A 15,365-nucleotide genomic window follows, 5' to 3' on the forward strand; every position below is an offset into this window, starting at 1 on the left:
ACCCCGACCTGAAGGAGCACCATGACCGTCTACGCGCAGCCCGGAGCCGAAGGAAGCGTCGTCACCTACAAGCCCCGCTACGACAACTGGATCGGTGGCGAGTACGTCGCTCCGGTCAAGGGCGAGTACTTCGAGAACCCGTCGCCGGTCAACGGCAAGGTGTTCTGCGAGGTCGCCCGTGGCACTGCAGAGGACATCGAGCTGGCACTGGATGCCGCCCATGCCGCGGCGCCGGCGTGGGGCAAGACGTCGGTCGCCGAGCGGGCCAACATCCTCAACAAGATCGCCGACCGCATCGAGCAGAACCTGGAGATGCTCGCCGTCGGCGAGACGTGGGACAACGGCAAGCCCGTGCGCGAGTGCATGGCCGCCGACCTGCCGCTGGTGGTGGACCACTTCCGCTACTTCGCCGGTGCGATCCGTGCCCAGGAGGGCGCGCTCTCGCAGCTCGACAACGACACCGTGGCGTACCACTTCCACGAGCCGCTCGGCGTCGTCGGGCAGATCATCCCGTGGAACTTCCCGCTGCTCATGGCGGTCTGGAAGCTCGCCCCGGCGCTGGCGGCCGGCAACGCCGTCGTGCTCAAGCCCGCTGAGCAGACACCGGCGTCGATCATGCTCCTGATGGAGCTCATCGCCGATCTGCTCCCGGCCGGCGTCATCAACGTCGTCAACGGCTTCGGCGTCGAAGCCGGTGCGCCGCTCGCCTCGAGCAGCCGCATCCGCAAGATCGCCTTCACCGGCGAGACCACGACCGGCCGCCTGATCGCCCAGTACGCCAGCCAGAACCTCATCCCGGCGACGCTCGAGCTCGGCGGCAAGAGCCCCAACATCTTCTTCGAGGACGTGGCCAGCAAGGACGACGCGTTCTACGACAAGGCGCTCGAGGGATTCGCGATGTTCGCCCTCAACCAGGGCGAGGTCTGCACCTGCCCGAGCCGCGGGCTGATCCAGAACTCGATCCTCGAGCAGTTCCTGCCGGCGGCGACCGACCGGGTCAAGCAGATCGTCCAGGGCAACCCGCTCGACACCGACACGATGATCGGCGCGCAGGCCAGCAACGACCAGCTCGAGAAGATCCTGTCCTACTTCGAGATCGGCGTGCAGGAGGGCGCCCGGATCATCACGGGCGGCGAGCGCGTCGATCTCGGCGGCGACCTGTCGGGCGGCTACTACGTGGCGCCGACGATCTTCCAGGGTCACAACAAGATGCGGATCTTCCAGGAGGAGATCTTCGGACCGGTCGTGGCGGTCACCGGCTTCGACGACTACGCCGACGCCATCGAGATCGCCAACGACACGTTGTACGGCCTCGGTGCGGGCGTCTGGTCGCGCGACAGCAACACGGCATACCGCGCCGGTCGCGACATCCAGGCTGGTCGGGTGTGGACCAACTGCTACCACCAGTACCCGGCGCACGCGGCGTTCGGCGGCTACAAGTCGTCCGGCATCGGCCGCGAGAACCACAAGATGATGCTCGACCACTACCAGCAGACCAAGAACCTGCTGGTGTCGTACGACCAGAACAAGCTCGGCTTCTTCTGATGGTCCACGGGATGGGAGACCCGTCGTGACGGTGGAACGCGTCGCGATCACCCCGGAGGCTGCGGCCCTGCTCCGCAGCCTCCGGGCGTCTCACGCCATGCCGCTGATGTTCCACCAGTCCGGCGGGTGCTGCGACGGGTCGGCACCCATGTGTTTCACCCAGGGCACGTTCCTGACCGGGCCGCAGGACGTCCACCTCGGTGAGCTCGACTACGGCGGACCGGAGCCGGCGCCGGTGTGGATCTCGCGCGAGCAGTTCGCCTATTGGTCGCACACCCACATCACGATCGACGTCGTGCCCGGCCGGGGCGCAGGGTTCTCGATCGAGGGCCCGACCGGTAACCGGTTCATCATCCGCTCGCGGATCTTCACGGAGGCCGAGACCGCTGAGCTGGCGACGTACGTCACGCCCTGAAACCGTAACTCGTTGTTACACTTTCGAGGTTCTGGCCGGCGCAGTAGCGTCATGGCGAACGCACCCAAGGGAGTTGCATGAGCGAGCTGGGCTACACGCTGAAGGTCTTCCGTCAGATCGGGATGTTGAAGCCGGTCCTGCCTCACCGCCTGATCGGCGCCGGATTGCAGCTCGTCAAGTGGGGACCGGGGCTGCCGTCGGGCGTCAACGCCGCGGCCAAGCGCTTCCCCAACCAGCTCGCGATCATCGACGACGCCGGCGAGATCACCTGGACCGAGCTCGCCGAGCAGATCAACCAGTTCACGCAGGCACTCAAGGACCGCGGCATCGAGGCGGGTGACTCCGTTGCGGTGCTGTCGCGCAACCACCGCTACATGATCATCGCGCTGATCGCCGTGATGCAGGCCGGTGGCCGGGTGCTGCTGCTCAACACGATGGCGAGCCGTTCACAGCTCGGCGAGCTGGCCAAGCGCGAGGGCGCCAAGCTCGTGATCCTCGACCAGGAGTTCCTCGAGGTCGGCGCCGATGTCGAGGACGACTCGATCATCCTGTGCTGGGCCGACGACGACGCGCCGGACCGCTACCCGACCGTCGCCGGCCTGCTGACCGGCCAGCCGACCAAGGCGCACCCCAAGCCCGCGCGGCACGGCCAGATCATCATCTTCACGTCCGGCACCACAGGGCTGCCCAAGGGCGCCAAGCGCGAGGAGCCCGCGGACCTCAAGCCGCTCATCGCGTTCTTCGGCGCGATTCCCTATCGCGGCAACTCCACGGTCGTGCTCGCGGCGCCACTGTTCCACTCGTGGGGCCTGATCAACTTCGGCTTCGGCCTGTCGACCGCGCCCACGTACGTCCTGCGGCGCCGGTTCTCCGCAGAGCAGGTGCTGCGCGACATCGACCAGCACAAGGCCAAGGTCCTGGTGGTCGTGCCGCTCATGATGCAGCGCCTCGTCGACGCCGACCCGGTCATGGTCGAGAAGACCGACGTCTCGTCGCTCGAGGTCACCGCCAGCAGCGGCTCGGCCCTGGCCGGCGACCTCGCGAACCGGTTCATGGACCTGTTCACCGACTCGGTCTACAACTTCTACGGCGCGACCGAGACCGGCTGGGTCACGATCGCGAGCCCCAAGGACCTGCGGGAGGCGCCCGGCACCGCCGGCAGGCCGCCGTTCCGTACGTTCGTCAAGATCCTCGACGCGGACGGTCGCGAGGTCCCCCAGGGCGAGACCGGTGTCATCCACGTCGGCAACGACATGCCCTTCGGCGGCTACACCGATGGCAACACCAAGGCGTTCGCCGATGGGCTCATGAACACCGGCGACCTCGGCTTCTTCGACGAGAACGGCCGGCTGTTCGTGTCGGGCCGCGACGACGACATGATCATCTCCGGCGGTGAGAACGTCTTCCCGCGTGAGCTCGAGGACGCGCTCATCGAGCACCCCGACATCTCCGACGTCGTGGTCACCGGCGTCGAGGACCCGGCGTTCGGCCAGGCACTCGCGGCATACGTCGTGGTCAAGGACGGTGCGTCGCTCACCGAGCAGGACCTCGTGGCGTACGCCAAGGAGCACGTCGCCCGGTTCGCGGTGCCGCGCCGCACGATGTTCCTCGACGAGCTGCCGCGCAACCCCACCGGCAAGGTCATGAAGCGCGAGCTGCCGGAGTTCGAGTAGTCGGCAGGCGACGATCAGCACGCCCCGTCGCGGCGGCTGTGGCAGGCTGACCGCGTGGACATCGCGTACGACCCGCACCCGGACGGGCGGCCAGACCCGGGTGAGGTCGTGTGGACGTGGGTGCCGTACGAGGACGATCCGACGCAGGGCAAGGACCGGCCGGTCCTGATCGTCGCTCGACAGGGGGAGACCCTCGTCGCCATCCCGATGACGTCGAAGGACCACGACCGCGATCTGGCCCAGGAGGCCGCCGAGGGCCGGTTCTGGTTCGACCTCGGCAGCGGCCCGTGGGATCCCGCAGGCCGGCCCAGCGAGGTGCGGCTCAACCGCTTCCTCACGGTCGACCCGGCGGCCGTACGCCGTGAGGGTGCCGTCCTCGACGAGGCACGCTTCACCGCGGTCGCCGCGGCGCTGGAACCGTACCTGCCATGACCCCGCACATCGGCCCGGTCGACGCCTTCCAGCGCAAGCACCCCGTGATCAGCTTCCCGATCGCTGTGGTCTACAAGTACTTCGACGACCAAGGGCCCTACCTGGCGGCGATCATCGCCTACTACGCGTTCATCGCGATCTTCCCGCTGCTGCTGCTCGGCTCGTCGATCCTCGGATTCGTCCTGCAGAACAATGCGGACCTCCGCGACGAGCTGCTCAACTCCGCGCTCAGCCAGTTCCCGATCATCGGCACCCAGCTCGGCGAGCCCAAAGGGATCAAGGGCAGCACGACGACGATCGTCATCGGCTCGGTCGTCGCGCTCTATGGCGCCATGGGCCTCGGACAGGCGGTCCAGAACGCGGCCAACATCGCCTGGTCGGTGCCCCGCAACAGCCGGGCCAACCCGATCATCCTGCGCCTGCGGAGCATCCTGTTCCTGGCGATCAGCGGGGCCGGGATCCTCGCGCTGGCGATCGCCACCTCGGTCCTGGCCAATCCCGATCTCGTGGGCGCGGAGCTCGAGTCGACGCTTCGCTCGGTGATCCGGTTGGTCGGATTCGTCCTGACGCTGGTGATCTTCGTGAGCGTGTTCCGGCTGATCAGCCACGGCCGTGCCGGTTGGCGTTCGGTCTTCCCCGGTGCGGTCGTCACGTCGCTCCTTTGGCAAGGGCTGCAATGGGTCGGCAACACGTACGTGCGCGAGGTCATCAGGAAGGCCGAGGGCAACGACATGAACGGCACGTTCGCGGTGGTCCTCGGCCTGATCGCGTTCATCTTCATCGCGGCGATCATCGTCGTGCTGGGACTGGAGGTCAACGTCGTCCTGCGCCGACACCTCTACCCGCGTGCGCTGCTGACCCCGTTCACCGACAACGTGATCCTGACCAAGGCCGACCAGAAGGCGTACGCCGCCTACGCCAAGTCGCAGCGGCACAAGGGCTTCCAGTCCGTCGAGGTCACGTTCGAGGACCGCACCCCGAAACCACCGCCGCCCACGGAGGCGAAGCCGTCCGACTAGGCTGGAGGCAGTAGCAAGCCATCGACGACCAGAGGACAGCGCCATGCCCACGGGCAAAGTGAAGTGGTACGACGCGGACAAGGGATTCGGCTTCCTGACGCAGGAGGACGGCCCGGACGTCCACGTACGCTCCGACGCGCTTCCCGACGGCGTCACGACGCTCAAGGCCGGCACCCGCGTCGAGTTCGGCATCGTGCAGGGCAGCCGCGGCGACCAGGCCCTCCAGGTGCGCGTCCTCGACCCCGTCACCTCGGTCTCGCGAGCGCAGTCGCACGCGCGCCGCAAGGACCCCGAGACGATGGCCGTCATCGTCGAGGACCTCATCCGCCTGCTCGACACGATCGGTGAGGGCTACCGCCACGGTCGCCACCCCGATGGCAAGAAGGCCAAGTCGGCGGCCCAGGTGCTCCGCGCCGTCGCGAGCGAGCTCGAGCTCTGACAGGCGTCATCCAGGGCTTCGGGGTCATCGGGATCCTGATCGCTCTGGGGCTCGGCCTGGCCCACGCCGGGGTGCTCGACCGCGACTCCCAGCGGGTGCTGTCGCGGCTGGTCTACTTCGTGGCGACGCCGTCGCTGCTGGTCGACCTGCTGGCGCGCACCGACGTGTCGGATGTGCTGGGCGTCGGCTTCGCGATCGCCGGACTCAGCGTGCTCGCGGTGCTCGTCGTCTACGTGCCGGTCGCCCGCCGCCGTGGCCGCTCGATGTCGCACATCGTGATCGGTGCGCTGTCCGCGTCGTACGCCAATGGCGGATACCTCGGCCTGCCCATCGCTGTGTACGTCCTCGGCGACGCGGCGTTCGCGGTGCCGGTCATGGTGCTGCAGCTGATCGTCTACGCGCCTCTGGCGCTCTCGATGCTCGACCTCGAGGCGACCGGCCGCCGGCCGACCCTCGGCGCCCTGGCCCTGTCGGGCGTGCGCAATCCGGTTTCGGTCGCGGCCGTGTGCGGGGTGCTGATCTCGGTGCTGGGGATCCACCTCCCCGACATCGTCGGTGAGCCGATCAAGCTGCTCGGCGGGATGGCGGTGCCCGGAGCGCTCCTGGCGTACGGCGTCTCGCTGCGGTTCGGCGGCGCCATCGGCACGGCCCACCGCCGGGAGATCGCGGTCATCGCGCTGCTCAAGCTGGTCTGGATGCCCGCCGTGGCGTACGTCCTGGCGCGCTTCGCGTTCGGCCTCGAGTCGCACGAGGTGTTCGGTCTGACGGTCATGGCGGCGCTGCCGACAGCCCAGAACGTGTTCGTCTACGCGTCGAGGTTCCAGCGATCGGAGCTACTGGCCCGGGACAGTGTCGCGGTCACCACGCTGCTCTCGATACCCGTGCTGTTCGGTCTGGCGGCCGTCCTCGCCTGACGTGCCCTTGGCGCGGTTGAGCACGAAGGCCAGCCACGCGACGAGGATGACGGCCGTGACCAGCAGGCCGATGCGCGGCGTCGCGTCGAGCGTGAACAGGCCGATCCCGATCAGGCCACCGATGACCCACGACAGCTGAAGGAGCGTCTCGGAACGCGCGAACATGCTCGTGCGGACCCGCTCGGCCACGTCGCGTTGGATCAGCGCGTCGAGGCTCAGCTTGCCGAGCGACTGGCACAGCCCGACCGTCAGGCCGAGGACGACGGCGGTCCACCACGTGAAGAACACCGCGACCGTGACGACGACCGCGACGTCGAGCACGAGCACCGCGATGACGACGCGTTCGGGCCGTCGGGACTTGGTCAGCGACGCGATCAGCGTGCCGATCGTGTTGCCGGCGCCGGCGCCGCCGATCACCAGGCCGAGCAGCACGGTCGCGTTGCCGTGCCAGCCCATCGAGTCCGGAGGGTCACGCAGCGTGAACGCCATGAAGATCGTGAGGAAGCCCGAGAGCAGCCGCAGGCCCGAGTTGCTGCGCAGGGCGTTGACGACGTCGCGGGAGATGCTGATGCCCTTCTTGGCCGCACCGGTCGCGATCTTGGAGAGGTCGACCTGCTCCTCGCCCTCGCTCGAGTCGACCCGGGCGGGCAGCAGGATCGCGAGGATCGTGCCGACGACGAACAGCAGCGCGGCGTAGCGGACGGCCCACTCGGCGCCGATGGCCGCAGCGCCGCCGGCCAAGGGGGCCGAGATCGCAGCGGCTCCGGTGCCGGTCAGGGAGATCCGTGAGTTGGCCTTCACCAGCGTGAACTCCGCGGGCAGCAGGCGGGGCACGGCAGAGGCGCGGGTCACGCCGTACGCCTTGGAGGCCACGAGACAGCCGAGCGCCGCGAAGTAGAACGACGGGGGAGGGTTGTCGGACGAGATCGCCCCGGCCAGGACCCAGCAGCAGAACGCGCGAATGGCGAGGGTCGCACCGATGGCCCAGCGGCGGCCACGGCGGAAGCGGTCGAGGAACGGCCCGATGAGCGGCGCGACGACGGCGAAGGGCAGCATCGTCAGGACGAGGAACAGCGTGACCTGGCCGGTGGCCTCTCCGGTCGGCACGGTGAAGAACAGCGTCCCGGCCAGCGAGATCGCGAACGCCGCGTCGCCGGCGGTGTTGAAGGCGTGCAGCTCGAGGAGCCGAGACAGGCCGCTCTCGCCGGCGCCCCCGGAGTGGGTGAACCGCCGCGATGCGGTGAAGGCCGACGTGCTGCCCTTGGCCACGAGCCGCGCGGTGCCGGACGACACCCGGCCGGCGATCTGCGCGGAGCGGCTCAGGCGTGACTGCTCGGGCGGCTCGACGCGCGTCGGATCCAGCTCGCGGTCGTCCTCGTCTCCGTACCCGTCCACGTCGTCTATCCTGCCTCACCCCGCGAGCCACGGCCGTCCGGACATGGGCGACAATGGGGGAATGCCGATCGATGAGCAGCTCGCCGCCGCAGTCGACGTCGCCCGTGTGGCCGTCGACGAGGCCGCAGACGCCGGAACCGTCGGCGATCACGTGCGCGCCGTCGAGGACGGCGAGCGTCTCGTCTCGCACCAGTTCGCGTGCACCAAGCCCGGCTACGCGGGTTGGTACTGGTCGGTCAGCGTGTCCCGCGCACCCGACAGCGACCGGGTCACGGTCAACGACGTGGTCCTGCTGCCCGGCGACGACGCGATCATCGCTCCGCCCTGGACGCCCTACAAGGAGCGCATCCGCCCCGGCGACCTCAGCCCGGGTGACGTGCTGCCGCCCGACGAGGACGACATCCGCCTGGTCCCGTCGTGGACTGCTGGTGACGGCGACGAGCAGACGCCGGACCGCTTCTTCGCCCGCGAGGTCGGCCTCGGCCGCGAGTGGGTGCTGTCCTTTGAGGGCCGCGAGCTGGCCGCCGACCGCTGGCAGGAGGGCGAGCAGGGCCCCGACGCCGCGATCGCCCAGCAGGCCTCGGGCGTGTGCCATTCGTGCGGCTTCATGGTGAGCCTCGCCGGTCCGTTGTCCGACCGCTTCGGTGTCTGCGCCAACGGCATGGCCAACGACGACGGCAAGGTCGTCTCGTTCGATCACGGCTGTGGTGCGCACTCGGGTGCTCGTCTGAGCCGTTCGGCCAGCGCCCAGGCGCTGCCCCCGCCGGTGTTCGACACCGTCGGCGTCGACGAGGTCGAGCACTACTAGCGGCAGCCGCTCGAACTACCGGCCTCGCTAGGGGCCGGTGTGTTCTCAGTCGAGGCGGCGGCGACGGCCGGGCTGCATGCGCAGGGCGTTGCGGCGCCGGCGACAGTACTCGATGCCGATGAGGCCCAGCCCGAAACCGGCGAGTGCGGTCCACAGCCACCACGTGCGGCCGTTCTCGTCGAGCGTGCCGATGAACGGCAGCAGGGCGACCGCGATGACGCCCCAGACGATCGTGCCGACCGTCATGGTGCGGACACCGTCGACGTCCATGGGCTCGACCTCGGCGACGCGGTGGGTCTTGCTGCCGATCTCGAGCTCGGTCAGCTCGGGCCGGCCGAACTCGTGACGACGGGCGGCGCGCTCGAGCCGGGCGATCTCACGATGCCCCATCTTGCGCTCGATCGTCTCGGGTCCGTCGCCCTGACGGATGACCCACTCGTCGTCGTTGCTCACAGCTCGGCCCGCGTGGAAAGGGCACGGTACGCAGACCGTGCTGTGATGCCTTGATGGTTCACTCGCTGGCGCTCGCTCACGTGCTCACCCTACCGCCGCGGGCTCCTGACGATTCGGGTGCTGTCATGCTGATCCTGCAATGAATCCGCGCCATCGTCGCCTGCTGATACCGGGCCTCCTCATCGCCTTGCTGGTCGTCGTGCTCGTGAGCTCGCTGGCTCGCCGGGCCGACGGCGCCGAGGCGGGTCCCGACATCGTCAGCCGGATGACCGACGCCAGGATCACCGAGTCGAGCGGGCTGGCGATCAGCGTCAAGCACGACGACCTGGCCTACACGATCAACGACTCGGGCAATGCGCCGATCGTGTTCGCCGTCAAGATCTCCACCGGCGCGGTCGTGGGGACGACCACGATCACCGAGAACACGCCGATCGACACCGAGGCCATCGCGATCGACGGCGACGGGGTGCTGTGGGTCGCAGACACCGGCGACAACCAGGAGCGACGCACGGACATCGCGCTGTACGCCCTGCCGGAGCCGGGTCCGGGCGACCACTCGGTCGCCGCGACGCGCTACCCGTTGACGTACCCCGACGGTCCCGCCGACGTGGAGACGTTGCTGATCAACCCCCGCACGGGCGCGAAGGGCGTCGTCACCAAGGGACTGTTCGCCGGTGAGCTGCTCGCGCTGCCCAGCAAGCTCGTCGCGGACCGGCCCAACATGGCCAAGGACACGGGCCACGAGATGCCGGCAGTCGTGACGGACGGCGTGATGTCGGCCAACGGCCGCTATGCCCTGCTGCGGACCTACAGCAACGTCCACCTGTACGACGCGAGGACCTGGAAGTCGATCCGCTCGGCGGAGACGCCCCCGCAGCCGCAGGGCGAGTCGATCGCGATCGAGCCGAGCCAGAAGTCGTTCCTGATCGGCAGCGAAGGCGCTGACTCGGCGCTGATCCGCATTCCGCTGACCCTGCCGAAGACGCCGGACGACAAGCCGACCACGACGCCCACGCCGACCAAGGCAGCAACCGAGAAGCCGGCTGATGACGCGGGCAACGGGTTCGCCGGCAGCGTCTGGCTGTGGGCGATCGGCGGGGTCGCGCTCCTCGCCGCCATCGCGTCAGCAACCACCAACCGGACGTAGCCTTCCCGCCGCGCGAACGGGTCTGGCATGCTCCTTGCGACCGACGTGTCCACCTCGACCAGGAGTGCCATGACCAGCACGCTCGAGCAGTACTTCAAGATCAGTCAGCGCGGGTCCTCGATCGGCAAGGAGGTGCGCGGTGGCGTCGTCACGTTCCTGACGATGGCCTACATCGTCGTGCTCAACCCGATCATCCTGGCCGGCGTCGCTGACGAGGACGGCAAGTTCCTGGGCGGTGGCTCCACGCCCGGCTCCGGCTTCGCCACCATCGCTGCGGTGACGGCGCTCGTCGCGGGCGTGCTGACGATCCTCATGGGTGTCGTCGCCAACTTCCCGCTGGCGCTCGCCACGGGGCTCGGCCTCAACGCGTTCGTCGCGTTCTCGGTCGCGTCGCAGATGACGTGGGCCGACGCCATGGGGCTGGTGGTCCTCGAGGGCCTGATCATCCTGCTGCTGGTGCTGACCGGGTTCCGAAAAGCGGTGTTCGACGCCGTGCCACGTCAGCTCAAGACCGCCATCGCCGTGGGCATCGGCCTGTTCATCACGCTCATCGGCCTGGTCGACGCCGGCTTCGTGCGGACGACCGGCATCGGCGCACCTCCGATCCAGCTCGGCATCGGCGGCCACCTCGAGGGCTGGCCCGTGCTGGTCTTCATCGTCGGACTGCTGCTGATGATCGCCCTGCACGCACGCGGCGTGCCCGGCGCGATCCTGATCGGCATCGTCGCCACCACGATCCTCGCGGTCATCGTGCAGGCGATCGCCGACCTGCCGGCCAGCGGCGGCAAGGCCACCTCCAAGGGCTGGAACCTGAACGTCCCGGAATGGCCCGACAAGGTCTTCGCCAAGCCGGACTTCTCGCTGCTGGGCGACTTCAACCTGTTCAACGGCTTCGAGCGCGCGGGTGTCGTGACCGCGGCGCTGCTCGTCTTCACGCTCCTGCTGGCCGACTTCTTCGACACGATGGGCACGATGACCGCGATCGGCGCCGAGGGCGGACTGAACGACGAGGACGGCACGCCGGTCGGCGCGCAGAAGATCCTGATCGTCGACTCGATCGCCGCTGCCGCGGGTGGCGCAGCAGGCGTCTCGAGCAACACGTCCTACATCGAGTCGGCCTCCGGTGTGGGTGACGGTGCGCGTACGGGACTCGCGTCGGTCGTCACCGGCGTGCTGTTCCTGCTGTCGACGCTCGCGGTGCCGCTCGTCGAGCACATCCCCAACGAGGCGGCGGTGCCCGCCCTCGTGCTCGTCGGCTTCCTCATGATGAGCCAGGTCAAGGACATCGCCTGGGACGACTCGGAGATCGCCATCCCGGCATTCCTCACGATCGTGCTGATGCCGTTCACCTACTCGATCACCGCCGGCATCGGCGCGGGCTTTATCGCGTACGTCGTGATCAAGCTCGTCAAGGGCAAGATCGCCGAGATCCACCCCCTGATGTGGCTGATCGGGGTGCTGTTCGTGATCTACTTCGCGATCGACCCGATCACCAGCTGGGTCGGCTGAACGCCGTAGGTACGTTGGGCACATGCTCATCGCACTCGGAGACAAGGCCCCACGCGTGGCGGACACGGCGTGGGTCGCACCCAATGCGACCCTCGCCGGGTCCGTCGTGATCGAGGACGGCGCCAGCATCTGGTACGGCGCGGTCCTGCGTGCCGACAACGAGCCGATCACGATCGGCAGGCGATCGAACGTGCAGGACAACTGCGCGTTCCACGTCGACAAGGGCAAGCCCGTGCTCCTCGGCGAGGGGGTCTCCGTCGGGCATGGAGCGGTGGTCCACGGCGCCACGATCGGCGATCACGTGCTCGTCGGCATGGGCGCGATCATCATGAACGGTGCGGTCATCGGCGAGGAGTCTCTGATCGCCGCCGGCGCCCTGATCTCCGAGGGTGTCGAGATCCCGCCCCGCTCACTGGTGGCCGGCGTGCCGGGCAAGGTGCGCCGGGAGCTGACCGACGACGAGGTCGCCACGCTGCACCACAACGCGGAGATCTACGAGGAGCACCGCGAGCTGCACCGCAAGGGCGCCGAGGTCATCTAGCTAGAGGTGCTCGACGACGTAGTCGATGCTCTTCGTGAGCTGGGAGATGTCGTCGGGCTCGATCGCCGGGAACATCGCGATGCGCAGCTGGTTGCGGCCCAGGCCGCGATAGCCCGCGACGTCGACGATGCCGTTCTCGCGCAGTGCTGCGGTGACCGCGTCCGCGTCGACGCCCTCGAGGTCGATCGTCCCGACTACGAGCGAACGGTCGGCAGGGTCGGTGACGAACGGTGTGGCGTACGTCGAGGCCTCGGCCCACTCGTAGAGCCGCGCCGACGAGTCGCTCGTACGCTTGACCGCCCAGTCGAGCCCGCCGTGCGCGAGCATCCAGCGCACCTGGTCGTCGATGAGGAACAACGTCGCCAGCGCGGGCGTGTTGTAGGTCTGGTTCTTGCGCGAGTTGTCGACCGCGCTCGGCAGGTCGAGGAATCCCGGGATGTGCCGGCCTCCGGCCTTGATCTCCTCGGCGCGGGCGATCGCCGCCGGCGACATCAGGGCGACCCACAGCCCGCCGTCGGAGGCGAACGTCTTCTGCGGCGCGAAGTAGTAGACGTCGCTCTGCGACACGTCGAGCGGCAGACCGCCGGCTCCGGAGGTCGCGTCGATCAGCATGAGCGCGCCCTCGTCCGCACCCGCGACCCGTTCGATCGGCACCATGACACCCGTCGACGTCTCGTTGTGCGCCCAGGCGTACGCGTCGACGCCCGGCTCGGCGACCGGCACGGGGTGGGTCGTGAAGTCGCTCTCGAGGATGTGCGGATCGGCGAGGAACGGTGCACGCTGCACGGCGGTCGCGAACTTGCGGGTGAACTCCCCGTGCACCAGGTGCTGGCTGCGCTCGCGGATCAGCCCGAACATCGCGGCGTCGAAGAATGCGTGCGAGCCGCCGACCCCGAGCACGACCTCGTATCCGTCGGGCAGGGTGAACAGGTCGGCCAGACCCTCGCGGAGGCTGCCGACGAGATGGCGTACGGGCGCCTGCCGGTGCGACGTGCCCATCAACGAGTCGCGGGTGGCTGCCAGCGCGTCGAGCGCCTCGGTGCGCACCTTGGACGGGCCGGACCCGAAGCGTCCGTCCCCGGGCAGGAGCTCCGCAGGAATCTTCACGCCCCGATTCTCCCAGCACGCAGTGGTGGCGCGTGTAACACCCTCGTCACATTCGTCACATTGAGTGGCTGGTATCACCGGGTATTCGTACGATGCCCCTTATGGCCTCTGACGGATCGGTCGATGTCCCCCTGTCCAAGGGGCTCGAGCACACGCAGGACGAGTGGGAATCGGCGACCGCGGCCGTGCTCCGCAAGGCGCGGAAGCTCGCCGACGATGCGCCCGACAGCGACGTCTGGCGCAAGCTCGCGACGACGACGCTCGACGGCATCACCGTCGCCCCGCTCGGCACACCGTCACTGACCCGTGAGCTCCCCGACGGCGGGCTGCCCGGCCAGGCGCCGTTCACCCGCGGCAGCGCCGCCACGAGCGAGCTCGAGGGCTGGGACGTACGCGCCTGGTTCGCCGACCCCGATGCCGCGCGCACCGCGAAGGACGTCGTCACGGACCTCGAGAACGGCGTCAACTCGCTGTGGCTCTCGGTCGGTGGCGGGGCGATCCCGTCCGACGCGCTGACAGCGATCCTCGAACCGGTGTTCCTCGACCTCGCTGCCGTCGTCCTCGACGCCCCGGCCGAACCCGTCGAGGCGGCTCGCGCCCTCGCGGCGGTTCTCGCCGACAAGGGCGTCACCGCAGCACCCGGTACGTCCTTCGGCGCCGACCCCCTCGGCGCGACGATCCGCGGGCACGGCGTCACCGACCTCGGCATCGTGGCCGAGATCGCCGCGCTGGCGCAGACCCACGGCGCACGCGCCGTCACGGTCGACGCGACGGCGGTGCATGACGCCGGTGCCTCCGACGTCCAGGAGCTCGCCTACTCGCTCGCCGCCGGAGCCACGTACCTCCGAGCCCTCGTCGCGGCCGGCCTCGAGGTCGACGCCGCTGCCGCGCTGATCGACTTCCGCTACGCCGCCACGGACGAGCAGTTCCCGACGATCGCCAAGCTCCGTGCCGCCCGGCGCCTCTGGAACCGGGTCGCCGAGCTCAGCGGGGTCACCAGCGCCGCGGCCGGCCAGCTGCAGCACGCGGTGACGTCGCGGCCCATGATGGCGAAGTACGACCCCTATGTGAACATGCTCCGCACCACCGTCGCGGCCTTCGCCGCAGGCGTCGGGGGAGCGGCGTCGGTCACGGTGCTGCCGTTCGACGAGCCGCTGGGCCTTCCGGAGGCGTTCAGCCGCCGGATCGCGCGCAACACCTCGAGCCTGCTGATCAGCGAGTCCCACGTCGCCGCGGTCGCCGACCCGGCCGGTGGCGCACACGCCGTCGAGAAGCTCACCGACGACCTCGCCCGCGCCGCCTGGGCGCTGTTCGGCGAGATCGAGGAGCGGGGCGGCCTGGTCGAGGCGCTCGACTTCCTGCGCGAGGCCATCGCAGGGACCGTGTCGGCCCGGGCGCTCGACATCGCCAAGCGCAAGCGACCCATCACCGGCGTCTCGGAGTTCCCCAACCTGCACGAGGAGCTGCCCGAGCGCCGGCCTTACGGTCACCCGCTCGAGGTGCACCGCTACGCCGGCGAGTACGAAGCCTTGCGTGACGCACCGGCGTCGAAGCCGGTGTTCCTGGCATCCATGGGCACCGTCGCGGCCTACACCGCACGCGGCACGTTCGCCGCCAACCTGCTCGCCGCCGGCGGCATCGACACCGTCGTCGCCGGACCCACCGAGGGCGTCGCCGACGTCCTCACGGCGTACGACGCTGCCGGCAATCCCACGACGGTGTGCCTGGTCGGCAACGACAAGGCTTATGAGGAGTGGGGCGCCGACCTGGTCACCGCCCTGCGCGAGGCCGGAGCGACGCACGTCGTGGTGGCCGGCAAGGCAGACATCGGCGCCGACACCACCGCCGCGGCCGGCCTGGACGCCCTCGCCTTCCTCCGTGAGACCCGAGAGAGGTTGAGCGCATGAGCGAGCGCCAGCGAGCTAACAACAAGGGAGCCATGCCAGTGCCTTCGTATCCTTGCTTCTC

15 protein-coding genes are annotated in these 15,365 nt (G+C 69.1%); 12 read left to right on the plus strand and 3 right to left on the minus strand.

All coding sequences use genetic code 11. The features are described from left to right. Nucleotides 1–21 precede the first annotated feature (21 nt). From exaC to ESP70_RS19535, 7 genes are all read left to right on the plus strand, one after another. Complete coding sequence (exaC, locus tag ESP70_RS19505) at nt 22–1,545, plus strand: acetaldehyde dehydrogenase ExaC (protein WP_149690990.1); 1,524 nt, start codon at nt 22–24, stop codon at nt 1,543–1,545. 25 nt (nt 1,546–1,570) lie between these two features. Then, the gene (locus tag ESP70_RS19510) at nt 1,571–1,960 is read left to right on the plus strand and encodes a DUF779 domain-containing protein (protein WP_056211930.1); all 390 of its coding nucleotides are present in this window, start codon (nt 1,571–1,573) and stop codon (nt 1,958–1,960) included. A gap of 77 nt (nt 1,961–2,037) precedes the next feature. Continuing rightward, on the plus strand, nt 2,038–3,633 hold the full coding sequence (locus ESP70_RS19515; protein ID WP_149690991.1) for an AMP-binding protein: 1,596 nt from the start codon (nt 2,038–2,040) through the stop codon (nt 3,631–3,633). Between the two features lie 54 nt (nt 3,634–3,687). Continuing rightward, complete coding sequence (locus ESP70_RS19520; RefSeq protein ID WP_246162100.1) at nt 3,688–4,065, plus strand: type II toxin-antitoxin system PemK/MazF family toxin; 378 nt, start codon at nt 3,688–3,690, stop codon at nt 4,063–4,065. Next, nucleotides 4,062–5,084, plus strand: coding sequence for a YihY/virulence factor BrkB family protein (locus ESP70_RS19525; protein WP_149690993.1), 1,023 nt, complete (start codon nt 4,062–4,064; stop codon nt 5,082–5,084). The genes ESP70_RS19520 and ESP70_RS19525 overlap by 4 nt, the downstream gene beginning before the upstream one ends. A 43-nt stretch (nt 5,085–5,127) precedes the next feature. Continuing rightward, a complete protein-coding gene (locus tag ESP70_RS19530) occupies nt 5,128–5,523 on the plus strand; it encodes a cold-shock protein (RefSeq protein ID WP_056402941.1) in 396 nt (131 codons plus the stop codon). A gap of 71 nt (nt 5,524–5,594) precedes the next feature. Then, complete coding sequence (locus ESP70_RS19535; protein ID WP_149690994.1) at nt 5,595–6,437, plus strand: AEC family transporter; 843 nt, start codon at nt 5,595–5,597, stop codon at nt 6,435–6,437. Here the strand turns inward: ESP70_RS19535 and ESP70_RS19540 are convergent. Then, nucleotides 6,357–7,832 (minus strand): MFS transporter, encoded by a 1,476-nt coding sequence (locus ESP70_RS19540; protein WP_246162101.1) that lies wholly within the window; start codon nt 7,830–7,832, stop codon nt 6,357–6,359. The two genes, ESP70_RS19535 and ESP70_RS19540, sit on opposite strands and share 81 nt — an antisense overlap. Before the next feature lie 61 nt (nt 7,833–7,893). On the opposite strand from ESP70_RS19540, the gene ESP70_RS19545 reads away from it, so the two are divergent. Further along, nucleotides 7,894–8,640 (plus strand): DUF3027 domain-containing protein, encoded by a 747-nt coding sequence (locus ESP70_RS19545; RefSeq protein WP_149690996.1) that lies wholly within the window; start codon nt 7,894–7,896, stop codon nt 8,638–8,640. Nucleotides 8,641–8,685: 45 nt separating this feature from the next. Here the strand turns inward: ESP70_RS19545 and ESP70_RS19550 are convergent, their stop codons facing one another. Next, complete coding sequence (locus ESP70_RS19550) at nt 8,686–9,093, minus strand: DUF2530 domain-containing protein (RefSeq protein ID WP_246162102.1); 408 nt, start codon at nt 9,091–9,093, stop codon at nt 8,686–8,688. Between the two features lie 139 nt (nt 9,094–9,232). On the opposite strand from ESP70_RS19550, the gene ESP70_RS19555 reads away from it, so the two are divergent. The 3 genes from ESP70_RS19555 to ESP70_RS19565 all read left to right on the plus strand — a co-directional run bounded on the left by ESP70_RS19555 (nt 9,233) and on the right by ESP70_RS19565 (nt 12,290). Beyond that, a complete protein-coding gene (locus tag ESP70_RS19555; protein ID WP_149690997.1) occupies nt 9,233–10,240 on the plus strand; it encodes an esterase-like activity of phytase family protein in 1,008 nt (335 codons plus the stop codon). Between the two features lie 69 nt (nt 10,241–10,309). After that, complete coding sequence (locus ESP70_RS19560; RefSeq protein ID WP_149690998.1) at nt 10,310–11,749, plus strand: NCS2 family permease; 1,440 nt, start codon at nt 10,310–10,312, stop codon at nt 11,747–11,749. 22 nt (nt 11,750–11,771) lie between these two features. Beyond that, complete coding sequence (locus ESP70_RS19565) at nt 11,772–12,290, plus strand: gamma carbonic anhydrase family protein (RefSeq protein WP_149690999.1); 519 nt, start codon at nt 11,772–11,774, stop codon at nt 12,288–12,290. Here the strand turns inward: ESP70_RS19565 and serC are convergent, their stop codons facing one another. Further along, complete coding sequence (serC, locus tag ESP70_RS19570; protein ID WP_149691000.1) at nt 12,291–13,397, minus strand: phosphoserine transaminase; 1,107 nt, start codon at nt 13,395–13,397, stop codon at nt 12,291–12,293. A gap of 101 nt (nt 13,398–13,498) precedes the next feature. On the opposite strand from serC, the gene ESP70_RS19575 reads away from it, so the two are divergent. Further along, the gene (locus ESP70_RS19575; protein WP_188110719.1) at nt 13,499–15,304 is read left to right on the plus strand and encodes a methylmalonyl-CoA mutase family protein; all 1,806 of its coding nucleotides are present in this window, start codon (nt 13,499–13,501) and stop codon (nt 15,302–15,304) included. Nucleotides 15,305–15,365 lie beyond the last annotated feature (61 nt).

The sequence above is a fragment of the Aeromicrobium ginsengisoli genome (genome assembly GCF_004134905.2).
GTDB lineage: Bacteria > Actinomycetota > Actinomycetes > Propionibacteriales > Nocardioidaceae > Aeromicrobium > Aeromicrobium ginsengisoli.